Consider the following 24,380-nt stretch of genomic DNA (forward strand, 5'->3'; position numbering starts at 1 on the left):
GGTCAGGAGAAGGCATTGATGCCGGTCAGGGCACGGCCAATGATGAGTTTCTGGATTTCGGTGGTGCCGTCGGGGATCGGCATCATTCGGGCGTTTCTGAATAGCAATTCAACGCCATAGTCTTTTGTGATGCCGTTGCCACCGTGAATCTGCAATGCCTTTGACGCGACGTTGACCGCCATCTCGGTCGCGTACCATTTGGCCATGGCGCTTTGCACCTCGCTTCGCACACCGTGGTCGATCAGGTTGAAGGCGCGATAGACCAGCAAGCGCGCGGCGTCGAGTTCGGTGGCAGCCTCAGCCAGCATGCCCTGGATCAATTGATGACCACCGATCGGCTTGCCATGCTGGCGGCGTTCCTTTGAGTAGGCCACTGCCTTGTCGAGCGCGGCCTGGGCGATGCCGATCGAAGTCATGCCCACCATGGGGCGCGCCTTTTCGAACAGCACCATGGTGTTCTTCAGGCCAGTGCCGGGTTTAATCATCATGTTCTCGGCCGGTACGCGCGCGCCGTCGAAGAACAGTTGTGCGGTTGACGTGCTGTTGAGACCCAGCTTGTCGATATTGCGGCTTTCGTAGCCGTGTTCGGCGCGGTCCACCAAGATCATTGAGATGTCTCCCGTGCCTTTGCTTGACGTGCGCACGATGACCATGCAGAAGTCGGAATAGTGGCCGTTGGAGATCCAGGTTTTTTCACCGGTCACGATGTAGTGGTCGCCGTCGCGCTGGGCACGGCAGGTCACCTCGGCCACGTTGGAGCCGACGCCGGGTTCGCTGATGCCGCTGCAGGCGATGATCTCGGCGCGGACCATGCGCGGCAGATACTTTTCGCGCATGGCGGTGTTGGTGCACACCTGTAGCGAGTAAGCGCCGAGCTGCTGGATCAGCAGCGAGATGGCCACGTCGCCGGAGATGCGCGCGAGTTGCTCGTACATCAACGCATAGGTGAGCCAGGGCATGCCGAGGCCCCCATGTTCCTCGGCGATGATGCCGTTGCCGCCCATGCCATAGGGCAACATCTTCTGGAAGATCTCGAGCATCAGCTCTTTTTCGATCAGCTTGTCGGGCTGGTGGCGCTCGACAATCGGACGCAATTCGTTTTCGAGAAAGCGGGTGAAGCCTTCGACGGCCATGCGCTGTTCTTCGGTGGGGAGAAAATTCATGATCGTGGTCTCGGTGGGGTGTCGATTTTGTTTAGCGTGTGCTCATGCGTGCGCCGGCATCAATGTGCAGACAGGTGGCGTTGATGTAAGGGTTTTCGACGATAGAGCGAATCAAGTGGGCCAGCTCGTTGGCTTGACCCATGCGCCGCGGGAAAAGAATCATGCGGTCAACGATGGCCTGCGCAACTTTCTTCGGCAGGCCCGCGACCATTGGCGTTTCGAACAAGCCAGGCGCGACCGCTACGCAGCGGATACCCAGATCGGCGAGGTCCCGTGCCACCGGAAGCGTGAGGCCGATCACACCTGCCTTGCTGGCGGCGTAGGCCGCCTGCCCCATCTGGCCATCTTGTGCGGCACCAGATGACAGGTTCACGATGACGCCCCGTTCATCGTCCTCATGTTCGTTGTGCGCCATCGCTACGGCGGCCAGGCGGAGCACGTTGAACGTGCCGGTGAGGTTGACCGCAATCACCTTGTTCCACAGTGCCAGGGGGAAGGGTTTTCCATCTGCCACGGTCTTGGCTGCGTCTGGCACGCCGGCGCAGTTGATACAGATGTGGATAGCGCCAAAACTGGCTAATGTTGCGTCGATACCCGCTTGTACCTGTATTTCGCTGGTGACATCGACCTGCGCGAACATTGCAGAACTGCCCAGTTCGGTGGCGACCTGCGTGCCTCGTTCGCTGTCGCAGTCAAACAGTGCCACGCGCGCACCGCCAGTGACGAAGGCTTCCACTACAGCACGCCCCAAACCGGATGCACCACCTGTGACGACGGCGACCTTGTCTTGTAAGTTCATCCTTCGCTCCCTCAGCGCCCGAGGATTGTGACGGCAGCCACGGCCTCTTCAATTCCGAAAAGGCCCCCACCGTTTTCTGCGATGGCAAGGCGGGCTCCTTGCACCTGGCGAGTCCCCGCTTCGCCGCGCAACTGCACGACCAGTTCGTGCAACTGACCCAGCCCGGTGGCACCGATCGGATGCCCTTTGGACTCCAACCCTCCGGATGTGTTGATGGGGATGCGCCCGCCGATAGTGGTGTCGCCGCGCTCGGCGAGCCGACCACCGTCGCCGAAATTGCAGAAGCCAAGGTTCTCGCTCTGCACGATTTCGCCGATGGCGGTGGCATCGTGCACCTCGGCCAGAGAGATGTCCTGCGGGCCGATGCCGGCGAGCTCGTAGGCGCGTCTGGACGCCTTGACGGTGATGTGCTGGGCCACGTCTTCCGGTTGGTGGATGGCGCCGGTGGCCACCACCGAGGCGAGCACTTTGATGGCGCGCCGACGGTCGGTCAGACGGGCCAGCGCCGCCTCCGAACAGACAATGGCTGCGGCAGCCCCATCGCTGATGGGCGCGCACATGGGTAGCGTCAGAGGATAGGTGATCGGTGGCGCGGCCAGTACCTCTTCGATGGTGTAGGCGTTGCGGTATTGCGCCAGCGGGTTGTGCACCGAATGGCCGTGGTTCTTGGCCGAAACGGCTGCAATTTGTCGCTGTGTGGTGCCAAACTCGCGCATGTGAAAGCGGCCAAAGGCGGCGTAGATGTCCATGAACAGGCTGTAGGGCGCTTTCGACGTGGAGCCATCGGGCGGCTCGATGCCGTGTCCCATTTGCAGCAGTGCGCGCTTGTTCTCATCAACCGTGGCCACGTCCCAGGCGCCGTCGAAGACGCTGAACATTTTGGCCTTGTCGGCGCAAAACATTTTCTCGGCACCAATGGCAAGCGCAATCTCGCCTGCACCCGAGCGCACATGCTGCACCGCCAAGTTGAAGGCCGAGCTGGCACTGGCGCAGGCGTTCTCGATGTTGAAGATCGGAATGGATTCGAAGCCCATCGTGCGCAATGCAATCTGGCCGCGGATCATGGTCTGGCCTTCGAGCGCGCCCTGGGTGGCGTTGGAGAAATACGCCGACTGGATGTCGCTGACGGACAGCCCGGCATCGGCCAGGGCGGCGTTCACGGCAGCGGCGGTCAGTTGCTTGATGTCGCGGTCAAGAAACTTGCCGGTCGGCGTCATGCCGACGCCGGCAATGTAAACGGTGGTTTGCGGGTTGGTCATGGTGATGTATCCGTTTAAGGCGTGGGTGAAATCAGTAGCCCTTGAAATCGGGCGTACGCTTGCCGACGAAAGCCGCGAGGCCCTCTTGGATGTCGTGCGAATGGCGGTGCGCGTCGAGCACAAGCCGCTCCAGCCGCAGTGCCGAGGCCTGTGGTTGCTCAAGACCGTCCGCGACGGCCTGTTTCATGCGGCGCAGCACCAGCGGGCTCTTGCTGGCGATGCGCAAGGCGAGTTTTTCGACCTCGGACACCAGCTCGGCGTCCGGCACCACGCGGTTCACCAGGCCCAGCGGAATCAGTTCACACGCGGGCAGGGTGTCGCCGGTGAACAGCAGGTATTTGGCGGCGGTGGCACCGATGCGCCTTGGCAGGATCGCCGCACCGCCCGCGCCCGGAAACACGCCGAAATTGGCATGCGCGTCGCCGATGCGGGTGCTGTCGGCGGCGATGATCAGGTCGCAGGCCAAGGCCAGCTCCAGCCCCCCGGCCATCGTCAGGCCGTTCAAGGCGGCGATGGTGGGCTTGGGGCACGCGCGCAGACGATTCATCATGCCGCCGACGAGATCGAGAAACTCACCCATCGGATCGCTCGGGCCGGGGTTGCCACCGCTGCTCTCGAATACGCCTTTGAGGTCGGCGCCAGCGCAGAAGGCGCGACCGGCGCCGGTCAGCACGATGACGCGGATGGCCGGGTCACGCTCGCAACGCTGGGTCGCCTCGCGCAATTCGGCGCACATCGTCTCCGACAGGGCATTCATCGCGTCGGGCCGGTTCAGCGTGATCCACGCCACGGAGCCGTGCTGACCGAAGTTGATCGTTGAAAAGTCTGGCATCGCGGGTTCCTCGTTCTTGGGCGGGTTTGAGGTCGTCATGGGGGTCAGCCGCGCAGCAGCTCTTCGGCAATAATCATCTTGCGCACTTCCGACGTGCCCGCGCCGATCTCCAGGATCTTGATGCAGCGGAACAGGCGGTTGATCTCCGACTCCCAGATGTAGCCGCTGCCACCGTGCACTTGCACTGCCTTGTTAAGCACGCGGTTGCAGGCCTCGCCCGCATACAGGATGGAGGCGGCGGTCAGCTTGTGGGCATCGCCGCGGCCACCGCCGCCGACTTCCAGATCATTGACCTCTGCCAGGGTGCGCCAGACCAGGGTTTTCATGGCCTCGATTTCGGTGTACATCTCGGCCAGCATGGCCTGGACCATCTGGAAACTGCCGATGGTCTTGCCGAACTGCACGCGCGTCCTGGCGTACTCGACGCTCAATTCGAGTGCCCGCTCAGAGATGCCCACGCACAAGCCGGCCACCAGCGCGCGCTCCAGATCGAGCCCGCTCATGACGATCTTGACGCCTTCGTTTTCCTTGCCCACCAGGTTGGCGGCCGGTACACGGCAGTCGTCGAACACCAGCTCGCCGGTCTGGCTGCCGCGAAAGCCCATCTTGATGAGCTTTTGCGCCACTTTGAAGCCGGGGAAATCCTTCTCGACGATGAAGGCCGAGATGCCCTTGGCACCCAACTCCGGCGCGGTCTTGGCGTAAACCAGCAGCACGTCGGCCACCGGGCCGTTGGTGATGTAGATCTTGGTGCCGTTGAGGATGTAGTGCTCGCCCTCGCGGCGCGCGCTGGTGCGCATGGCGCCCAGGGCGTCGGAGCCGGCGCCGGGTTCGGTAAGGCCGAGCGCGCCGATTCTCGTGCCGTTGCACAGGCCGGGCAGGTATTGGCGGCGTTGCGCCTCGTTGGCGTTACGGAAGATGTTGTTGACGCACAGGTTGTCGTGCGCCGCCCACGACAAGGCGATCGCGGGGTTCCAGCGCGCGAAGGCCTGGCAGATCAGACCCGAGCTGAACAGGTCCATGCCCGCGCCACCTTGCTCGGCAGAAACGGTGGCCCCCATGAAGCCAGCCGCGCCGATTTTTCGAAAAATATCCGGCGGCCACCATTCCTCGTCGTCCATGCGGCGCGAGAGTGGCGCGAATTCCTTGCGCGCGAACCTGTCGGCGGCTTCGAGCACGGCGCGATCGTCAGCGGAGAGAGAGAAATTACGAGGGGCGACCATGCTGGGTTACCAATCCGTGATGGGGTTGGGGCTCAATGGGCCCGAAGCGCGCTAACGCAAATTTACGTTGGCGAGATCCTTCTTAGGATGGCGCGAACTTAATGGGGTATTGTAAAACTGTCAAGCGTTAGGTAGGATTCGTGGCTGGACGTCTTATAAGACCATGCCGTTCGCGGAACGGTCGTTCATCAGCGTCAGCCGACGCTTCACCCCGAGGAGTTAGAGCCATGAGTCATAAAGTCATCGTTGCCGGCGTCGGTATGATCCCGTTCACCAAGCCGGGCGCCAGTGAGCCCTATCACGTGATGGGCGAGAAGGCCGTTCGCCAGGCCCTGGCCGACGCGCGCATCGCGTACCCCACGATCGAGCAGGCCTATGTCGGCTATGTGTATGGCGACTCGACCTGCGGCCAGCGGGCGCTCTACCTGGTGGGCATGAGCGGCATCCCTATCGTCAATGTCAACAACAACTGCTCCACCGGATCGACGGCGCTGTTCCTGGCGCGCCAGGCGGTCGAAAGCGGCGCCGCCGAGTGCGTGCTGGCCCTGGGATTCGAGCAGATGGCGGCCGGCGCCATCAAGGCCCAGTTCGAGGACCGGCCGACGCCGTTCGAGGCATTCGACCACGCCACCGCCGAGCTCGTCGGGCACCCGGAAATCCCCTTGGCCATTCGATACTTCGGCGGTGCCGGCAAGGCGCACATGGACAAGTACGGCACCCAGCTGTCGACTTTTGCCCACATCCGCGCCAAAGCCAGCCGCCATGCCGCCAACAACCCGCTGGCGCTGTTCCGCAAGGAGGTCTCGGTCGATGATGTGATGAACGCACCAGTGCTGTGGGAGGGCGTGATGACCCGCCTGATGGCTTGCCCGCCGACCTGCGGCGCCGCCGCGGCGGTGATCTGCTCCGAAGCCTTCGCCAGGAAGCACGGGCTCGACACGCGTGTTTCGATGGTGGCCCAGGCGATGACGACCGATTTCCACAGCACTTTCGAGTCGCACGACATGATGCGCGTGGTCGGTTTCGACATGGCGCGCGATGCGGCGCAAAAAGTCTATCAGCAAGCTGGCATCGGTCCGCAGGACGTGAATGTGGTCGAGTTGCACGATTGCTTCGCGCAGAACGAGCTGATTACTTACGAGGCGCTGGGCCTGTGTCCGGAGGGCGGCGCCGAGAAATTCGTGCTGGACGGCGACAACACCTATGGCGGCAAGGTCGTGACCAACCCGTCGGGCGGCCTGTTGTCGAAAGGGCATCCTCTGGGTGCCACCGGTCTGGCGCAATGTTACGAGCTGACCCATCAACTGCGCGGCACGGCGGACAAACGACAGGTCAAGGGCGCCCGTGTAGCCTTGCAACACAACCTCGGGCTGGGCGGTGCTTGCATCGTCACGCTTTACCAGGCCGCGTGAGCACCGGCGCGGAAAACCAGGAGCTGGAGTCCCATGATCGACAAGAAATTCATCGGTTACGAGGTGCCGCCCACGCTGTGGGATGTGGAGAAGGGGCGCATCCGTTTTTTCGCCGAGGTGATCGGCGTCACTGATCCGATCCACCTCGATGCCGCGGCCGCCAAGGCTGCTGGCTACCGCAACGTCGTGGCGCCGCCGACATTCATCTTTGGCGCCGAGAGCGATTCGGGGGTGCTGATGAAGCTGCTCGACACCCTCAAGATCGACCTGCGCAAGGTCTTGCATGGCGAGCAGCGCTTCGACTACCACGCTCCGGTGTGCGCTGGCGACACGCTGCGCTTCCAGACCCGGGTCACCGACATTTTCGACAAGAAGGGCGGCGCGCTCGAGTTTGTCGTCAACGACACGAAGGTCACCAATCAGGTCGGCGAGCATGTCGCCGACCTGCATTCGGTGATCGTCGTGCGCCACGCCTGAAGGAGTATTCATGAACATTCAAGTAAAAGCGATCGAGGTCGGCGACGACATGCCCGTGCTGGAACTGCCGCCGATCAACCGCACCACCCTGGCCCTGTTCGCCGGCGCGTCGGGCGACCACAACCCGATCCACATTGACATCGACTTCGCCCATGGCGCGGGGATGAAGGATGTGTTCGCGCACGGCATGTTGTCGATGGCCTACCTCGGGCGCGCGCTCACCGAATGGGTGCCGCAGCGCCAGCTCCTCAGCTATGGCGTGCGCTTCGCGGCCCTGACCCACCTCGGCGACCGCGTGCGCTGCAGCGGCAAGGTGGTCGAAAAGCTCGAGCATGCAGGCCGGCCCTGCGTGCGTGTTCAGATCAGCGCGACGAAGGCGACAGGCGAAATCACGCTGGCCGGCGAGGCGTTGGTTGCCTTGAACTGAGGCCGCCGTTTGGCGGCCCGGCTTTTTATTTCTTACCGTTGAACCACAAGCAAGGACTCATCTCATGAAAAAACTCGAAGGCAAAGTTGCCATCGTCTCCGGTTCCGGTCGCGGCATTGGCCGCGCCATCGCCATGAAACTCGCCAGCGAAGGCGCTAAAGTGGTCGTCAATGACCTCGACGCCGCCCCGGCCGAGCAGACCGCGGCCGACATCAAGGCCGCTGGCGGCCAGGCACTGGTCTGTGCTGGCAGCGTTACCGCTGATGGTTTCGCCGAGCAATTCGTCAAGACCGCCATCGACGGCTTCGGCGGCCTGGACATCATCGTCAACAACGCCGGCTACACCTGGGACAACGTGGTTCAGAAGATGACCGATGAGCAGTGGAACGCGATCATCGACGTGCACCTGACCGCGCCGTTCAAGATTTTGCGCGCCGCGGCGGAGTTCATCCGCGTCGCCTCGCGCAAGGAAGCCGAGGCCGGGCAGGAGGTGTTCCGCAAGGTGGTCAACATTTCGTCCATCGCCGGCACCGGCGGCAACGCGGGCCAGGCCAACTACTCGGCGGGCAAGGCCGGCATCATCGGCCTGACCAAGGCGCTGTCCAAGGAGTGGGGACGCTACAAGGTCAACGTCAACGCCGTCGCTTTTGGCATGATCAAGACGCGGTTGACCGAGGCGTCGGCCGGCGGCAACGCATCGATCGACATCGAAGGCCAAAAGATCAAGGTGGGTGTCAACCCTGATTTGCTGGAAATGATGGAGCGCACCATTCCGCTGGGTCGCAGCGGCACGCCCGAGGAGGCGGCCGGGTCGGTCTACCTGCTGTGCATTCCCGAATCGAACTACGTCAGCGGCCAGACGCTGATCTGCGGCGGCGGCATCTCGATCTAACCCGCAAGCGTATCCATAAAGGCCCACGATGGACATCGATTTCAGCCCAGAAGACCTGGCGTTCCAGCAAGAGGTTCGCGCCTGGTTCAAGGCCCACACGCCGCCCGAGCTCAAGCGCAAGACCGTCACTGGGGAGATGCTGCAAAAGGACGACATCGTTCAATGGCAGCGCCGACTCGATGGCCAGGGCTGGCTGGTCACCGGCTGGCCCAAGGAGCATGGTGGGCCGGGCTGGACGCCGACGCAGCGCTACATCTTCGACCTGGAGCGCGCGGCGGCCAGCGCGCCGGTGGGGCTGTCGATGGGCGTGATCATGCTCGGGCCGGTGCTGATCGCCTTTGGCACGCCTGAGCAAAAGGCGCAGTACCTGCCACGCATCCGCCGTTGCGAGGACTGGTGGTGCCAGGGCTATTCCGAGCCGGGCGCGGGCTCCGATCTGGCCAGTTTGAAGACCACGGCCGTGGCCGATGGCGATGACTACGTCATCAATGGTTCCAAGATCTGGACCACCTATGCGCATTGGGCGACGCACATGTTCTGCCTGGTGCGCACAGCCAGCACCGGCAAGAAGCAGGAGGGCATCTCCTTCCTGCTGATCGAGATGGACCGCCCCGGCATCGATGTCAAGCCCATCGTCTCGATCGACGGCGAGCACCATCTGAACCAGGTGTTCCTCACCGATGTTCGGGTGCCCAAGAAGAACCTGGTCGGTCGCGAAGGTCAGGGCTGGGACATTGCCAAGTACCTGCTCACGCACGAGCGCACCAGCATCGCTGGCGTGGCCGATTGCAAGGCGCATTTGGCCAACCTGCATGCTGCAGCAGCTGAGCGCCGCTCGGGTGGCCGAACGCTGATCGAGGACGCGGCGATGCGACTCAAGCTGGCGCGCGCCGAGATCGAACTGATGGCGCTCGAATACACCAACTTCCGCGTGCTGGCCGCCACCGCCTCGGGCAAGGCCCCGGGGCCGGAATCCTCGCTGCTCAAGACCATGGGCACGGCGGTGCAACAGACCCTGGCGGAACTCGACGTCGAAATCGCCGCCGAACAGGCTTGGCCCTGGCACGAGCAGGGCGAGTTTGGCCAGGGGCGCTATGCCCACGCGATGTCCCGCTATGGGTTCTCGCGCGCCGCCACGATTTACGGCGGCAGCGACGAGGTGCAAAAGAACGTACTGGCCAAGATGCTGCTGGCCGGCGGCGCGCGCTAGGCAATAAGGAACACGATGAACTTCGATCTCTCCGAAGAGCAAAATATGCTGCGCGACGCAGCGCAGAAATTTCTGCGTGCCGAATACCGTTTCGATGCGCGCAACAAGATCGTCGCATCCGAGGCAGGCATGAGCCGCGAGCACTGGCGGCGATTCGGCGAATTCGGCTGGCTGGGGCTGGGCCTGCCCGAGGCGCATGGCGGTTTTGGCGGCGTGGTCGAGCTGATCCAGATCGCCGAGGCGATGGGGGCCGCGCTGGTGGTCGAGCCCTACCTGGCCAGCACGGTGCTGGGCGCGCAGGCGCTGACGCGCGCGGGCAGCGCGGCGCAGCAGGCGGCCTGGCTGCCCGGTCTCGCGTCAGGCCAGCGCATATTGACATTGGCGCATGGCGAGGCCGATGCACGTCATGAACTCGGCTATGTGAGCACGCGTGCCATGGCCAAGGACGGCGGCTGGCTGCTGTCGGGCCGCAAGAGCGGTGTGCTGGGCGCCCCTTGGGCCGACGGCTTCGTGGTTGTCGCCAGAACCTCGGGCGCAACGGACGAGCGCCAGGGCATCAGCCTGTTTCTGGTCGACGTAAAAACGCCAGGCCTGCAAGTGGCGGGCTACCCGGCCTACGACGGCAGCCGGGCTGGCGACCTGGTGCTGGACCAGGTCGTGCTCGGGCCGGATGCGCTGCTGGGCGCCGAAGGCGCGGGTCTGGCGCTGCTGGAGCGGTTGGTTGACCTCGGCATAGTGGTCGCCTGCGCCGACGCACTCGGCGCGATGGGCGCGCTGCTGCGTAAAACCGGCGAGTACGTCAGCACGCGCAAGCAGTTTGACGTGCCCATTGCCAGCTTCCAGGTTATCCAGCACCGGCTGGTCGACATGTTCGCCGCGGTCGAGGCCAGCCGCTCCTTGCTGTTGATGGCGGCCTTGCATGCCGAGCATCCCGACGCGGCTACCCGCTCACGCGCGGTCTCGGCGGCCAAGTCGGCCATTGGCGAGCGCGCCCGCCATGTGGCGCAGCAGGCGGTGCAGTTGCACGGCGGCGTGGGCATGACCGAGGAGCTGGACATCGGCCACTACTTCCGGCGTTTGACGCTTTTTTGCAATCTGTTGGGCAGCTCCGACCACCACCTGCAGCGTTTTGCGGCGCTGCGTGCAGCGGCTTGATCGCCCGTGACCGACCGATACCGCGCCCCTTGACGGGCTGACCAAATGAGCCTGATGACATCTACCGCCGCACCGAGCTCGCCTGAGTTTCAGCGCAACCGTGAAGCCTATGAGGCGCGTATAGCCGATCTGCATGAACGCCGCGCACGAGCCCTGATCGGCGGTCCCGAAAAGGCGCGCCTGCTGCACAAGAAGCGCAAGCAGTTGTTGCCTCGCGAGCGACTGGCCGCCGTGCTCGACCCCGGCTCGCCTTTCCTCGAATTCGGGCAGCTTGCCGGCGACGGCCTGTACGCGGGCGTGCCGCCGGGCGGCAGCATCATCACCGGCGTGGGGCTGGTGTGCGGGCGCGCCTGCATGCTGATGATTCACGATGCCACGGTCAAGGGCGGCACCTACTACGGCATCACCGCCAAAAAACATGTGCGGGCTCAGATGTTCGCCTGGCAGCACCGGCTGCCGTGCATCACCATGGTTCAGTCGGGCGGCGCCAACCTGCCGGAGCAGGCGCATATATTTCCCGATGACGGGCAATTCGGTTCGATCTTTTACAACCAGATCCGCATGTCGGCCGAGGGCATCACCCAGATCGCCACCGTGCACGGGCCGTCCACCGCTGGCGGCGCTTACCTGCCGGCGCTGTGCGACGAGGCGGTGATCGTGCGCAACCAGGGCGCGATGTTCCTCGCCGGGCCCGAATTGGTGTATGCAGCCACCAAGGAAGAGGTTGACATTGAAACCCTGGGCGGCGGCGAGATGCACAGCCGCGTCAGCGGCGTCACCGACCACCTGGCCGAGAACGACGGCCATGCCATCGCCATCGTGCGCGGCATCGTGGCCAACCTCGGCACCGGGGCCAAGCAGCGCTGGGACGTGGCGCCGCCACTGCCACCGCGCCATGACCCGCGCGAGATCTACGGCATCGTCAGCGCCGACAACCGGCACCCGACCGACAACCGAGAAGTACTGTTGAGACTGATTGATGACAGCGATCTGCAGGAGTTCAAGCCGCTGTACGGCGACACCATGATCTGCGGCTTTGCGCGCATCAAGGGCTTCCAGATCGGCATTCTGGCCAACAACGGCGTGATCTTCTCCGAGAGCGCGCTCAAGGGCGCGCACTTCATCGAGTTGTGCTGCCAGCGCGACATCCCACTGCTGTTCATCGCCGATGTGTCAGGCTTCATGGTCGGTCAAGCGGTGGAGCAGCAGGGCATTGCCAAGCACGGCGCCAAGTTCATGACGGCCATGGCCTCGGCCAACGTGCCGCGCTACACGCTGATCACCGGAGGTTCGTACGCGGCGGCTTATCTGGCCATGTGCGGACGTCCGTTCAAGCCGAATGTGATGATGATGTGGCCCACCGGCCGCGCCGCGCTGATGGGGCCGGAGCAGGCCGCCACCACGCTGACCATGGTGCGCGAGAACATCCACCGGCGCGAGGGCACAAGCTGGAGCGACGAGCAGCGCGAGCAGTTCAAGCAACCGATACGCGAGCAATTCGAGCGCTTTTCCAGTCCCTACAACTACGCTTCCAATCTGTGGTGTGACATGGTCATCGACCCTCTGGAAACACGCGACACCATGGCTTTGCTGCTGGAGCTGGCGGGCCGCGTGCCGCGGCACGACACGCATTTCGGCGTGTTCAGGATGTGAGTCCTCGGGCCACGGGATTCAAGATGCTGGAAACCATTCTCTCTGACTGCCGCGTGCTCGACCTGACGCAAAACGCCGCCGGCACCTTCCGCGCCCAAGCCCTGGGCGACTTCGGCGCCGAGGTCATCAAGATCGAACGTCCGGGCAGTGGCGACGACGCGCGGCAGGGGAAGCCGCCTGAGATGGGTGGCCAGTCGACCGGGTTTCCGGCACTGGACGCAACAAGAAGAGCGTGTGCATCGATCTCGAACCTGCCGGTTAACGGCGCGCCTGAACACAAGGCGATGGGTCTGTCGATCAATTCGCAGGGGCGGCGCGGCCGCACCGGCCAAAGCTCGCCAGTGCTGGGCGCGCGCGCAGACGAGGTACTGGTGGCATGTGGCCTGAATGCGCAAGAGCTTGTCGAGCTGCGACGCAGCTCGGTCGTCGACTGACGGCGCCGACAACTCTCCAGAGGACACCCATGGACTTTGGCTACACCGAAACCCAAACCCAAATTCGTGCCGCGGTGAAGGCCCTGTGCGATGGCTTTGGCCTCGGATACTGGCGCCAGTGCGCGCAGGACGGGGCCTACCCCGAGGCCTTTGTCGATGCCATGATCCAGGCTGGCTGGCTGGCCGCGCTGATTCCCGAGGAATACGGCGGCTCTGGGCTATCGCTGATGGACGCCTGCACTATTCTGGAAGAGGTCAACCACAACGGCGGCAACAGCGCCTCGTGCCATGCCCAGATGTACACCATGGCCGCGATCATGCGGCATGGTGGCGAGGCGCAAAAGCGCAGGATGCTGCCGCGCATTGCCGACGGCAGCCTGCGCCTGCAGGCTTTCGGCGTGACCGAGCCCGATGCCGGCTCGAACACGTTGGCCATCAAGACCTTTGCGCGCAAGGTGCCCGGCGGCTATGTCGTCAATGGCCAGAAGACATGGACCTCGCGCTACAGCCATTCGCACATGTACCTGTTGATCGCGCGCACCACGCCGATCGAGGAGGCGGCCAAGAAGACAGACGGCCTGAGTCTGTTCCTGGTTGACATCGCCAAGGCTGGCGCATCGCTCAAGGCCACGCCGATCCGCACCATGATCAATCACCACGCCTTCCAGGTCTTCATCGACAATCTGGAACTGAGCGACGACGACCGCATCGGCGAGGAAGGAAAGGGTTTTTACTACCTTCTGGACTCGTTGCACTCCGAACGCCTGCTGGTGGCCAGCGAGGCCATAGGCGACGGCAAATGGTTCGTCGAGAAGGCCTCGCGTTATGCCAGCGAGCGTGTCGTCTTCGACCGCCCGATCGGTGCCAACCAGGGTGTGCAGTTTCCCATCGCCCGCGCCCACATGAACATCGAGGCCGCCGAACTGATGCGCAACAAGGCCGCCACGCTGTTCGATGCCGGACTGCCCTGCGGGCGCGAGGCGACCATGGTCAAGTACCTGGCCAGCGAAGCCGCCTGGGAAGCCGCCGAAGCGGCCATGACCACCTTTGGCGGCTACGGCGTGGCCTGCGAATACGACATCGAGCGCAAGTGGAAAGAGACGCGGCTGTTCCGCACCGCGCCGATTTCCAACAACCTGGTGCTGGCCCAGGTGGCGGAACATCTGCTGGGCATGCCCCGTTCGTACTGAGAGGCCGAGACAAGGAACAAGACGATGGAATTCACGACACTGCGCATCGAAACGGCGCCCGGCACCGAGGCCGCCGATGGCATCCGCACCCTGATTCTCAATCGCCCCGAGGTTCTGAACGCGATGAACACACAGATGTTCGTCGAGTTGCGCGAGGCCTTGCACCAACTGGCGTTCGACGACGCGCTGCGCGTGCTGATCTTCACCGGCGCCGGCGAGCGAGCCTTCTCGGCCGGCGGCGACCTCAAGCAGCGCGACGGCATGACCGACGGTCAATGGCGGCGTCAGCACCAGCTCGCGGAAGAGGTGTTGCTGGCCGTCAGGGATTTTCCGCGACCCGTGATTGTTGCGGTCGAAGGCCACGGGCATGGCGGCGGCTGCGAGCTGGCGCTGATGTGCGACTACATCGTCGCCTCGCGCGCGGCGGTGTTTTCTCTGCCCGAGCTGCGGCGCGGCATCATGCCCGGCGGCGGGGGCATCCAGAACCTGGTGTGCGCGGTCGGCATGCGACGGGCCAAGAAACTGCTGTTCACCGCGCGCCGCTTCTCGGCCGAAGAAGCCGCCGAATGGGGCATGGTGACCGAGTTGGCCGAGCCGGGCCAGGCGGTGGCCGATGCACGTGACATCGCGCTGGCCGCGCCCATGGCGGCGCGCTACGCCAAGCTGGCGGCCTCGCGCAGCGGCGAAGTCGACTTCCACACCGGCTACGCGCTGGACATTGCCGCCTACAACGTGCTGGTGTCGTCCGACGACCGGCTCGAAGGCGTGAAAGCCTTCAACGAAAAGCGCGCGCCGAGCTGGAGCGGTCTCTGATATGTTCAAAAAAATACTGATTGCCAACCGCGGCGAGATCGCTTGCCGCATCGCCCGCACCTGCCGCCGCCTTGGCGTGGCGACAGCCGGCGTGCATTCGAGTGCCGACCGCGATGCGCTGCACGTTGACTTGATCGGCGAGTCGATCGAGATCGGCGGGGCGGCGGCGGCCGATAGCTACCTGCGCATTGATGCGGTGATCGATGCGGCCCGGCGCACCGGGTCGCAGGCCATTCATCCGGGCTTTGGCTTTCTGGCCGAGAACGCCGTCTTCGCGCGCGCGGTCGAGGCTGCCGGTCTGGTCTTCGTCGGCCCGACGCCCGAGGTCATTGATCGCCTGGGCGACAAGGCCTCGGCTAAGCGCGAGGCCCGCGCTGCAGGCGTGGCCGTTCTCGGCGGCAGCGAGCTGCCGAGCCGCGATGCGGCCGAAGTTGCGGCCCTCGTGCGTGGATTGCCACTGCCGGTGATGTTGAAAGCCGCCGCCGGTGGCGGCGGCAAGGGCATGCGGGTGGTGCAGCAGTTGGACGGGCTGATGGAGGCCATCGAGTCGGCCATGCGCGAAGCCAGGAGCGCCTTTGGCGACGCGGCCCTGATTGTCGAATCTTTCGTTGAACGCGGGCGTCACATCGAGGTGCAAATCGTCGGCGACGGGCGTGGCGAAGTGATTCATCTGTTCGAACGCGAATGCACGTTGCAGCGGCGCCATCAGAAAGTCATCGAAGAGGCGCCGGCGGCGAACCTCGCCCTGGCGCTGCGCGAGGCGATGCTCAGTGACGCGGTGCGCTTGGGGAAGCGACTGTGCTACCGCGGCGTCGGCACGGTGGAATTCATCGTGCACGGCGAGCAGCACCACTTTCTCGAAGTCAATCCTCGGCTGCAGGTCGAGCATCCGGTGACCGAAGAAGTGACCGGGCTGGATCTGGTCGAGATCATGCTGCGCATCGCCGCCGGCGAGGGGCTGCCCTTGCGCCAGAGCGATGCCCAGGTGCGTGGCCACGCGATCGAGGCGCGGGTCTGCGCCGAGGATGCCGCGCAAAATTTCCTACCTTCCACCGGCGAGCTGATCGCGGTGCGGCTCCCGACTTCTGGCGTGCGGGTCGAATCAGGTGTGCGGGCTGGCATGGCGGTTACGCCGTACTACGACTCAATGCTGGCCAAGCTGATTGCGCATGCGCCCACGCGCGAGGCGGCGCTGGACCGCCTGAGCCTGGCGCTTGGCGAAACCCAGGTCCACGGCGTCGAAACCAACTGCGCTTTTCTGCAGCGCCTGCTGGCCCTGCCCGCCACGCGCAACGCCAGCTTCCACACCCGTCTGATTGACGAGGTGCTGGCCGAGGGGAGTCTGGGCGTGAGCAGCGCGCCGCTGGAGCGGCTGGCCGCTGCGGCGGCCTGGTGGTTGCTCGATGCGCGGTGCAGCGGCAAGCAATTCGGGGCTTGGTCGGCCCTGGATGTGACGGGCTGGCAGATGCATGCCGGCGACGACCCGCTTGCACCGGTTCCGGCGCTGTTGCTGCACTCGGGTGGCGCAACGCACGAGATCCGGTTTGGTGCCGTCTCGCCCGAGCCCGAAATGACGGTGCAGATCGGCGCCGAGCGGGTTCGCCTGGCGTTGACCGCCATGGTCGGGGGCGATTGGCGTTTGCGCATGGGAGATCGGCATGAAGTGCTGACTATCGTGCGCAGCGACGATACCGTGTTTGTGCAGGGCGTCGGGACCGCCCACGCCATCGGTGTGACCTCCTACCTCAGCCAGGCTGCCACGGGTCGCCAGGCCAGCGGCCAGTTGCGCACGCCGATGATGGGGATGATCCTGAAAACCCATGTCGCGGTTGGCGAGCGGGTGCGCGCCGGCGATGTGGTGGCGACGATGGAGTCGATGAAGATGGAGATGCGCATCAACGCCGACCACGATGGGGTGGTGCGCTCGCTGTCGGTGCAAGCCGGCCAGATGGTCGAGCGCGGCCTGGTGGTGGCGGTGGTCGAATCCGAAGACGCGGTGGAATGAGCGTGTCGCTGTCACTGGATGCGGCGCTTGTGATTGCTATTGATTTAATAGCTTATCGCGTCCGCCAAACGGTGGTTAGGGGCCATTTTGATGCAAAAAACCAATTTTGACAGAAATCTTCCGACAGGCGTGCAAGTATTCGAGCGCGGCTGGCTGTCCTCAAACAATATTCTGTTCCTCGGATCGCAGTCCAGCGCACTCGTTGACAGTGGTTACAGTACGCATGCCGAACAAACCACCGGGCTGGTCGGCGCCGCTTTGCAGCAGCGGCCGCTGGATTTGCTGCTCAATACCCATTTGCACAGCGACCACTGCGGAGGCAACGCCGCCCTCCAGCGCAGTTATCCAGAACTTCAAACCCTCATTCCGCCTGGCCAGGCATCACTTGTTTCGTCGTGGGACCCCGTTGCCCTGAACTATTTACCATCCGGGCAGCACTGCCCCCGGTTTAAGTTCGATGGCCTTCTTTTACCGGGCACGGTCGTTCAGCTGGCAGATACGGCATGGCAAATCCATGCGGCACCGGGCCATGATCCCCATTCGATCATTCTGTTTGAGCCTCGGTCCCAAACCTTGATTTCGGCAGATGCCTTGTGGGAAAAAGGCTTCGGCGTGGTGTTTCCGGAGCTCGATGGTGAAACCGCGTTTGACGAGGTGGCCGCTACATTCGACTTGATTGAGCGGTTGGACCCGCGCTGGGTCATTCCTGGCCACGGCCCGGTATTTGGCTACCGTGCCGAGGTTCTGGCTAAGGCGCGAGAGCGCCTGAATGCCTTTGTCAAAAGTCCTGACCGACATGCGCATCACGCGGCCAAGGTTTTGCTGAAGTTCAAACTGCTTGATCAGCAGCAAATGCCTTTTGCAGATTTTGTCAGATGGGCCGCAAACACCAGCTACTTTCAGCTCATTCACCAGCGGTTTGTTCCTTCTGGTCCCATCGACCACTGGATGGAACAGTTGACGCAAGAGCTTGTGCGTTCAGCAGCCGCACGAAGAGAAGGTGACATGGTCTACAACGCGTGAAATCGGTCACGGAGTGGATCATGCGACGAAGGCGCTGACGAATCAGCGGTCGTATGAGCAGAGCAGGCAATTTTTTAACAGGACATCAGGATATGAGTGAAGCAGAAACGGTTTTGTACGAAGTGCGCGATGGCATTGCCACCGTGAAGATCAACCGTCCCGAGATACGCAACGCGCTGTCACCGGCCGCCGCCAACCGGCTGCACGACCTGTGGGGTGAAGTCGATGCCGATAAAAACGTGCGCGTGGCCATCCTGACTTCGGCCGACTGCGGCACCTTCTGCGCCGGTCTCGACCTGCGGGAGGCCGCGCGCGTCAAGAAGGAAGAGGGCGTGGACATCCTGACCAAGATGAAGGACCCGTTCCACGGCCGCCAGCGCCGCGTGGCCAAGCCCATTATCGCGGCCATGACCGGGCATCTGATCGCCGGTGGCATGATGCTGAGCCTGAACTCGGATTTGCGTGTGGGCCTCAAGGGCACGCAGGTCGGCATCACCGAAACCCGCATCGCCGGACGTGGCAGCCCGTGGGCCATCCCCTTGCTGTGGATGCTGCCGCAGCCGCTGCTGATGGAGATGGTGCTGACCGGCGACCTGTATCCGATTGAAACCTTCAAGCAACTGGGTTTCATCAACTACCTGGAAGACACGCCGGATGCGGTGCGCGCTCGTGCCACCGCGCTGGCCGAACGCATCCGCGACAACGCGCCGCTGTCGGTGATGGCGGGCAAGGAATCGATCATGACGGCGATGAGCGCTGGCTGCGAGGCCGGCATGGCGCTGGCGCACAACATCTACCGTGCCGCCTACGCCAGCGAGGACGCGCAGGAGGGGCCGCGTGCCTTCGCCGAGAAGCGCAAGCCGGTGTGGAAGGGGCGCTGATGCCGTCCCGGGATGCCATGTCCAGCCTGGCCCCTTTGTTGGAGAACAACCGTGCCTGGTCGGCGCGCTGTGCTGCGGAAGATCCGCAGTACTTCGAGCGGTTGGCGCACCAGCAAATGCCGCGCTATCTGTGGATCGGCTGTTCCGACAGCCGGGTGCCGGCCAACGAAATCCTGGGCCTGCGGCCTGGCGAGGTGTTTGTGCACCGCAACGTTGGCAACCTGGTGGTGCACTCCGATCTGAACTGCCTGACGGTGCTGCAGTATGCGGTCGAGGTGTTGAAAGTCGAGCATGTTCTCGTGGTAGGTCACTACGGTTGCGGCGGCGTGCAGGCGGTGATAGAACAGCGCCGCACCGGTCTGGCTGAGAACTGGTTGCGCCATCTGGAGGATGTGGCGCGCAAACACGCTGATCGGCTCGACTGCATTTGGGGCCTTGACGAGCGCGCCGCGCGGCTTTGCGAGATGAACGTGATCGAGCAAGTCAGCAACGTGTGCCGCACCACCACCCTGCGCCGCGCCTGGGAGCGCGGGCAGCAAGTTGAGGTGCACGGGTTGGTCTACGGCCTGCGCGACGGCTTGCTGCGGCCGGTCGGGGGCAGCGTCAAAGGCGTGCAGGACCGGCAGGAGCAATACGCTCAATCGCTTGCTGCCCTTGGCACACTCTGAGTGATACGAAGAACACAAAAGGCTATTCCACATGTCAGCCGACACGACAACCCTCCCGGCCCCCCGCATCGCTGCCCAACTGGCCGCCTTCGCGCACGGGCTGGAGCCCGGCATGCTGCCTGCGGCCGTGGTCGAACAGGCCAAGCTGCTGATGCTCGACGCACTGGGCATTGCCCTGGCCTCGTCCGGGCAGGATTTCGCGCACTGTGCCTACCGCGGCCTGCAGGCCTTGGGCGGCACGGGTGACAGCGCCGTCATGGGCGCCTTTGCACCCCTGCCGCTGCGCGATGCGGTGCTGATAAATGGCATCCTGGTCCACGGGCTGGACTTCGACGACACCCACCCCGGCGCGATCACGCATCCCAGCGCCAGCGCTTTCCCGTTGGCGCTGGGTCTGGCGGCGCAACGGCATGCGACGGGGGCCGAGATGATCACAGCTTACGTGCTGGCGATTGAGGTTGCTGCGCGCCTGGGTGCGGCGGCTCGGGGTGGTTTTCATGATGTGGGATTTCACCCGACCGGGCTGGTCGGGGCTTTTGGGTGCGCGCTGGCGGCCGGCAAGCTGATGGGGCTGGACCTGGCCGCCCTCGAGCACGCGCAAGGCGTGGTGTTGTCGATGGCGTCGGGCAGCATGGAGTTTTTGGGCGACGGTGCCTGGACCAAGCGCATGCACCCGGGCTGGGCCGGCGTCAGCGGGCTGACCGCCGCGGCACTGGCCGGTGCGGGATTCCGTGGCCCGTCGCAGCCGTATGAGGGGCGCTTTGGCCTGTACGCCAGTCACCTGGCCGCGCGCGGCCAGAGCGCCGATCTGGCACTGTGCACACGCGGCCTGGGTGAGCGCTGGGCGCTGATGGAAGTGGCGGTCAAGCTGTACCCGACCTGCCACTTCACGCACGCCAGCATCGATGCCGCGCTGGCGCTGCGCGCCGCGGGTCTGCGCGCCGAGGAGATCGCCTCGGTGCAGGTGCTGTTGCCGCAAGGGGTGCACCCGGTGGTGTGCGAGCCGGTGGCGGCCAAGCGGCGGCCAGCAAACGTCTACGAATCACAGTTCAGCATTCACCATCTGGTCGCGCTGGCCTTGCTGCGCGGCGAGCTGGGGCTGGCCGAACTGGATGCCGCCCACCTGGCCGACCCACAGGTGCAGGCGCTGGCTGACCGCATCGAGCACGCGGCCGACCCCGATGCCGATTACCCCACCCTCTTTTCCGGCGAACTGCGCGTGCGCACGCACGACGGGCGTGAACTGCGCTGGCGCGAGTCAGCGCACCGCGGCGCACCGGGCCGGCCGATCACGGTTGCTGACGTCGAGGCCAAATTCATGGGCAATGCGCTACTGGTCCTGCCGCGCGATCAGGTGCTGCGCCTGCGCGACGCTGTGCTGAGCGCCGACCGCGCCAAAGACGCCGCCATCCTGGCACAGACCCTGGCCCACCCCAAAACCAGCACTTCCGGAGCCCTCTGATGACGAGCAGCCAGCCCACGGTCTTTGATGCCGAAAAAGAAAATTTGGTGCTCGCCGCCGTCGAACGCTTCGTAGAGCGCGAAATCAAGCCCGTGGCGCAGCGGCTCGAACACGCCGACGAATGGCCGGCCGACATCGTCGCCGGCATGCGCGACATGGGCCTGTTCGGCTGCATCATCTGCGAGGAATATGGCGGCCTGGGCCTGTCGGCCAGCACCTATGCCAAGGTGGTGGAGCGCATCGCGCGGGTCTGGATGTCGGTATCGGGCATCATCAACTCGCACCTCATCATGGCCGCCTGCGTGCAGCGCAACGGCACCGAGGCGCAGCGCCAGCATTTTCTGCCGCGCTTCGCCAGCGGCGAGCTGCGCGGCGGCCTGGCCCTGACCGAGCCCGACTGCGGCACCGACCTGCAGGCGGTACGCACGGTGGCCCGGCGCGACGGCGACCACTACGTCATCAACGGCACCAAGACCTGGATTTCCAACGGCAGCCATGGCCAGGTCTTTGCCGTGCTGGTCAAGACCGACCCCGGGGCCCAGCCCCGTCATCGCGGCATGAGTCTTTTCATCTGCGAGAAGGGCCCCGGTTTCAGCGCCACCAGAAAGCTGGAAAAGCTCGGCTACAAGGGTATCGACAGCGCCGAGCTGGTGTTCGACAACTTTCGCGTGCCGGCCGCCAACCTGGTCGGCGGCGTGGAAGGGCAGGGTTTCAAGCACGTGATGGGCGGACTGGAGTTGGGGCGCATCAATGTGGCTGCGCGCGGCGTGGGCGTGGCGCGCGCCTGCCTGGAGGAGTCGCTGGCCTATGCCCAACTGCGGCGCACTTTTGGCAAGCCGATCTGTGAACACCAGGCGATCCAGCTCAAGCTGGCCGATATGGCGACCCGCGCCGAGGCCGCCCGCCTGCTGGTCGAACAGGCCGCCAAGGCTTATGACGCCGGGCAGCGCTGCGACATGGAAGCCGGCATGGCCAAGCTGTTCGCCAGCGAGGCGGCGGTCGAAAACTCGATGGAGGCCTTGCGCATCCACGGGGCCTATGGCTACTCGAAGGAAATGAACGTCGAGCGCTATTACCGCGACGCGCCGCTGCTGTGCATTGGCGAAGGCACCAACGAATTGCAGCGCTTGATCATCGCCAGCCAACTGGTGGAGCGCAACCCGATCTGATGCATCAGCTGGGGCGCTGCCTCCACCCGACGGTCAATGCATCCCACGGAGGAACATTTCTTGAACAACCTGCTATCCGCTTTTCGGCTCGCCACCCTTCCCGCGCGGACGAACCCTTTTCGTGCCGAGGTGAAGGCGTTCCTCCAATCCAGCCTGGCGCCCGCGCCCGCCGACATCCGGGCCCGTTCATGGATGGGTTTCAATGCCGCCTTCAGCAAGAAGCTGGCGGCGCGCGGCTGGGTCGGCGTGACCTTGCCGGCCCAGTACGGCGGTGCCAACCTGGACGCGTTCTCGCGCTTCGTGCTGGTGGAGGAACTGCTGGCCGCCGGTGCCCCGGTGTCCGCGCACTGGATTGCCGACCGCCAGAGCGGGCCCTTGATCCTCAAGTTCGGCACGGAGGCGCAACGCCAGTTCTATCTGCCTAAAATTTGCAGTGCCGAAGCTTTTTTCTGCATCGGCATGAGCGAACCCAATGCCGGCTCCGACCTCGCCAGCGTTGGCACCCGGGCCACGCGCTGCGAATGGGGCTGGCGCTTGAACGGCCGCAAGATCTGGACCACCAACGCGCAGCACTGTCATTACATGATCGCCCTGGTGCGTTCGTCGGGCGAGCCGCAGGACCGGCAAAAGGGTTTGTCGCAGTTCATTGTCGACCTGTCCTTGCCTGGGGTGACGGTGCGCCCGATTCATGACCTGGCCGGCGACGCCCATTTTTCGGAAGTCTTTTTTGACGATGTGCTGTTGGCCGACGACGCGCTGGTCGGCGCGGAAGGCAGCGGCTGGGAACAGGTCAATGCCGAACTCGCCTTCGAGCGCAGCGGCCCGGAACGCATCTATTCCAGCATCGTGCTGCTGGAACACTGGATCACCTGCCTGCGCAGCCGCTCCGAAGCGTCTGCCCACGCCGCCACCATTGGGCGCTTCGCCACGCACCTGGCCACGCTGCGCAACATGTCCATCGCCGTCACGGCCAAGCTCGTCAACGGGGAAAGCCCCTTGGTCGAAGCCGCCCTGGTCAAGGACATCGGCACGGAATTCGAGCAGAGCATTCCGGCCGTGATCGAAGCGGCCATCGCCCTGGACCCGGACGCTCCGGTCGATGCTGAGCTGTACGGCGCCGTGGCTTATGTGAACCAGATCGCGCCCACCTATTCCCTGCGCGGCGGCACGCGCGAGATCCTGCGCGGCATGATTGCCCGCGGTCTGGGCTTGCGCTGAGAACGAAAGCATTCCATGTTTGCACAAGCGATTGAAGACATCCTCAAAGACCAATGCACGCCGGCCGTGGTGCGCGCGATTGAAGCGGGCGGCTCGCCCGCTGCACTGTGGCAGGCGGTGGAGGGCGCGGGGTTTCTCGAACTGCTGGGGCCAGAGGACGCTGGCGGTGCCGGCCTCCCGCTGGCCGATCTGTTCCCGATCCTGAGTAGCTTCGGCCGCTACACGGTGCCGGTGCCGGCGGCTCAGACGATTGTGGCGCGGGCGCTGCTGGGGTCGCGGTTTGCGATGCCCGGCGGCATGATCACGCTGGCCGCTGCGTTGCGGCGCGAGGCCAGTGGCGCCATCGTTTGTTCATTGACGCCTTACGGTCGGGTGGCCGATTTCGTATTGGCCCGAGATGGCGATGCCTTGCTCCTGCTGCCCGCGGCCGCGGCCCGGCGCGAGGCGACCGGCGTGCACCGGAGCCTTGCAGCCACCCTGCGCTGGCCCGATGAAAGCGCCGTGACGCATGTGCCCGGCGCGGGCCCGCTGCTGCCGGCGTTCGCGGCGGCTTTGCACGCCGCCCTGCTCAGCGGTGCCATGAATCGTGTGTTTGAAATGACACTGCAATACTGTAATGACCGCGTCCAGTTTGGCAAAACGCTGGGCAAGTTCCAGGCGGTGCAGCACCAGTTGAGCGTCATGGCCGAACATGTGGCGGCTGCCTCGATGGCCGCCGAAGCGGCCTTCCACACCGACGCCGCGGCGCCGTCCCTGCTTGCCGCGGCGATGGCCAAATCCCGCACCAGCGAAGCGGCGGCGCTGGTTGCGTCCATCGCCCATGCACTGCACGGCGCGATCGGCATCACCGAAGAATACGACCTGCAATTGCTGACCCGGCGCCTGCACGAGTGGCGCATGGCGCATGGCTCGGAAGCACACTGGAACGCATGGATCGGCAATAAGGTGTTGGCTTCGGACACGCTCATCGCCGATTTTGTGCGGTCGGTTTAACGGTTTGAGGATGCGCTGAATA

Annotated in this window: 23 protein-coding genes; 18 read left to right on the top strand and 5 right to left on the bottom strand. The window is 64.4% G+C overall.

The window, feature by feature from the left end:
* Nucleotides 1-2: 2 nt before the first annotated feature.
* The 5 genes from C8C99_RS23075 to C8C99_RS23095 are packed head-to-tail and all read right to left on the bottom strand — an operon-like array spanning nucleotide 3 to nucleotide 5,276.
* Nucleotides 3-1,163 carry an acyl-CoA dehydrogenase family protein gene (locus tag C8C99_RS23075; RefSeq protein ID WP_108627308.1) on the bottom strand — a complete coding sequence of 387 codons (1,161 nt, stop codon included), beginning with the start codon at nucleotides 1,161-1,163 and terminating at the stop codon, nucleotides 3-5.
* Nucleotides 1,164-1,194: 31 nt separating this feature from the next.
* Nucleotides 1,195-1,962, bottom strand: a complete 768-nt coding sequence (locus C8C99_RS23080; protein ID WP_108627309.1) for an SDR family NAD(P)-dependent oxidoreductase — start codon at nucleotides 1,960-1,962, stop codon at nucleotides 1,195-1,197.
* Nucleotides 1,963-1,973: 11 nt separating this feature from the next.
* On the bottom strand, nucleotides 1,974-3,221 hold the full coding sequence (locus C8C99_RS23085; protein WP_108627310.1) for a thiolase family protein: 1,248 nt from the start codon (nucleotides 3,219-3,221) through the stop codon (nucleotides 1,974-1,976).
* A gap of 31 nt (nucleotides 3,222-3,252) precedes the next feature.
* Nucleotides 3,253-4,053 (bottom strand): enoyl-CoA hydratase/isomerase family protein, encoded by an 801-nt coding sequence (locus C8C99_RS23090; RefSeq protein ID WP_108627311.1) that lies wholly within the window; start codon nucleotides 4,051-4,053, stop codon nucleotides 3,253-3,255.
* 44 nt (nucleotides 4,054-4,097) lie between these two features.
* A complete protein-coding gene (locus C8C99_RS23095; protein WP_108627312.1) occupies nucleotides 4,098-5,276 on the bottom strand; it encodes an acyl-CoA dehydrogenase family protein in 1,179 nt (392 codons plus the stop codon).
* A 227-nt stretch (nucleotides 5,277-5,503) separates the two neighbouring features.
* Between C8C99_RS23095 and C8C99_RS23100 the strand changes: the two genes are divergently transcribed.
* The 18 genes from C8C99_RS23100 to C8C99_RS23185 all read left to right on the top strand — a co-directional run bounded on the left by C8C99_RS23100 (nucleotide 5,504) and on the right by C8C99_RS23185 (nucleotide 24,358).
* On the top strand, nucleotides 5,504-6,688 hold the full coding sequence (locus C8C99_RS23100) for a lipid-transfer protein (protein WP_108627313.1): 1,185 nt from the start codon (nucleotides 5,504-5,506) through the stop codon (nucleotides 6,686-6,688).
* Between the two features lie 33 nt (nucleotides 6,689-6,721).
* Nucleotides 6,722-7,165 carry a MaoC family dehydratase N-terminal domain-containing protein gene (locus tag C8C99_RS23105; RefSeq protein ID WP_108627314.1) on the top strand — a complete coding sequence of 148 codons (444 nt, stop codon included), beginning with the start codon at nucleotides 6,722-6,724 and terminating at the stop codon, nucleotides 7,163-7,165.
* A 10-nt stretch (nucleotides 7,166-7,175) separates the two neighbouring features.
* Nucleotides 7,176-7,592, top strand: coding sequence for a MaoC family dehydratase (locus tag C8C99_RS23110; protein ID WP_108627315.1), 417 nt, complete (start codon nucleotides 7,176-7,178; stop codon nucleotides 7,590-7,592).
* Between the two features lie 64 nt (nucleotides 7,593-7,656).
* Nucleotides 7,657-8,484 (top strand): SDR family NAD(P)-dependent oxidoreductase, encoded by an 828-nt coding sequence (locus C8C99_RS23115; RefSeq protein ID WP_108627316.1) that lies wholly within the window; start codon nucleotides 7,657-7,659, stop codon nucleotides 8,482-8,484.
* Nucleotides 8,485-8,512: 28 nt separating this feature from the next.
* Entirely contained in the window at nucleotides 8,513-9,694 is a 1,182-nt protein-coding gene (locus tag C8C99_RS23120) for an acyl-CoA dehydrogenase family protein (RefSeq protein WP_108627317.1), read from the top strand.
* A gap of 15 nt (nucleotides 9,695-9,709) precedes the next feature.
* Nucleotides 9,710-10,849 (top strand): acyl-CoA dehydrogenase family protein, encoded by a 1,140-nt coding sequence (locus tag C8C99_RS23125; RefSeq protein ID WP_108627318.1) that lies wholly within the window; start codon nucleotides 9,710-9,712, stop codon nucleotides 10,847-10,849.
* Between the two features lie 45 nt (nucleotides 10,850-10,894).
* The gene (locus C8C99_RS23130; protein ID WP_199226548.1) at nucleotides 10,895-12,502 is read left to right on the top strand and encodes an acyl-CoA carboxylase subunit beta; all 1,608 of its coding nucleotides are present in this window, start codon (nucleotides 10,895-10,897) and stop codon (nucleotides 12,500-12,502) included.
* A 23-nt stretch (nucleotides 12,503-12,525) separates the two neighbouring features.
* On the top strand, nucleotides 12,526-12,936 hold the full coding sequence (locus C8C99_RS23135) for a CoA transferase (protein ID WP_108627320.1): 411 nt from the start codon (nucleotides 12,526-12,528) through the stop codon (nucleotides 12,934-12,936).
* A gap of 29 nt (nucleotides 12,937-12,965) precedes the next feature.
* Entirely contained in the window at nucleotides 12,966-14,126 is a 1,161-nt protein-coding gene (locus C8C99_RS23140; RefSeq protein ID WP_108627321.1) for an acyl-CoA dehydrogenase family protein, read from the top strand.
* A gap of 24 nt (nucleotides 14,127-14,150) precedes the next feature.
* Entirely contained in the window at nucleotides 14,151-14,939 is a 789-nt protein-coding gene (locus tag C8C99_RS23145) for an enoyl-CoA hydratase/isomerase family protein (RefSeq protein ID WP_108627322.1), read from the top strand.
* A gap of 1 nt (nucleotide 14,940) precedes the next feature.
* A complete protein-coding gene (locus C8C99_RS23150) occupies nucleotides 14,941-16,944 on the top strand; it encodes a biotin carboxylase N-terminal domain-containing protein (protein ID WP_108627323.1) in 2,004 nt (667 codons plus the stop codon).
* A gap of 90 nt (nucleotides 16,945-17,034) precedes the next feature.
* Entirely contained in the window at nucleotides 17,035-17,967 is a 933-nt protein-coding gene (locus C8C99_RS23155; protein WP_108627324.1) for an MBL fold metallo-hydrolase, read from the top strand.
* A 92-nt stretch (nucleotides 17,968-18,059) separates the two neighbouring features.
* Entirely contained in the window at nucleotides 18,060-18,848 is a 789-nt protein-coding gene (locus tag C8C99_RS23160) for an enoyl-CoA hydratase/isomerase family protein (protein WP_108627325.1), read from the top strand.
* Nucleotides 18,848-19,516: a carbonate dehydratase gene (gene can, locus C8C99_RS23165; RefSeq protein ID WP_199226549.1), complete on the top strand. Its 669-nt coding sequence runs from the start codon at nucleotides 18,848-18,850 to the stop codon at nucleotides 19,514-19,516. The genes C8C99_RS23160 and can overlap by 1 nt, the downstream gene beginning before the upstream one ends.
* A 31-nt stretch (nucleotides 19,517-19,547) precedes the next feature.
* A complete protein-coding gene (locus tag C8C99_RS23170) occupies nucleotides 19,548-20,978 on the top strand; it encodes an MmgE/PrpD family protein (protein WP_108627326.1) in 1,431 nt (476 codons plus the stop codon).
* Complete coding sequence (locus tag C8C99_RS23175) at nucleotides 20,978-22,147, top strand: acyl-CoA dehydrogenase family protein (RefSeq protein ID WP_108627327.1); 1,170 nt, start codon at nucleotides 20,978-20,980, stop codon at nucleotides 22,145-22,147. Before C8C99_RS23170 ends, C8C99_RS23175 begins: the two co-directional genes overlap by 1 nt.
* Nucleotides 22,148-22,207: 60 nt before the next feature.
* Nucleotides 22,208-23,365, top strand: a complete 1,158-nt coding sequence (locus tag C8C99_RS23180; RefSeq protein WP_199226550.1) for an acyl-CoA dehydrogenase family protein — start codon at nucleotides 22,208-22,210, stop codon at nucleotides 23,363-23,365.
* 15 nt (nucleotides 23,366-23,380) lie between these two features.
* A complete protein-coding gene (locus C8C99_RS23185) occupies nucleotides 23,381-24,358 on the top strand; it encodes an acyl-CoA dehydrogenase family protein (protein ID WP_108627329.1) in 978 nt (325 codons plus the stop codon).
* Nucleotides 24,359-24,380: the final 22 nt, after the last annotated feature.

Origin of the sequence: Acidovorax sp. 107 (assembly GCF_003058055.1) — a bacterium.
GTDB lineage: Bacteria > Pseudomonadota > Gammaproteobacteria > Burkholderiales > Burkholderiaceae_C > Acidovorax.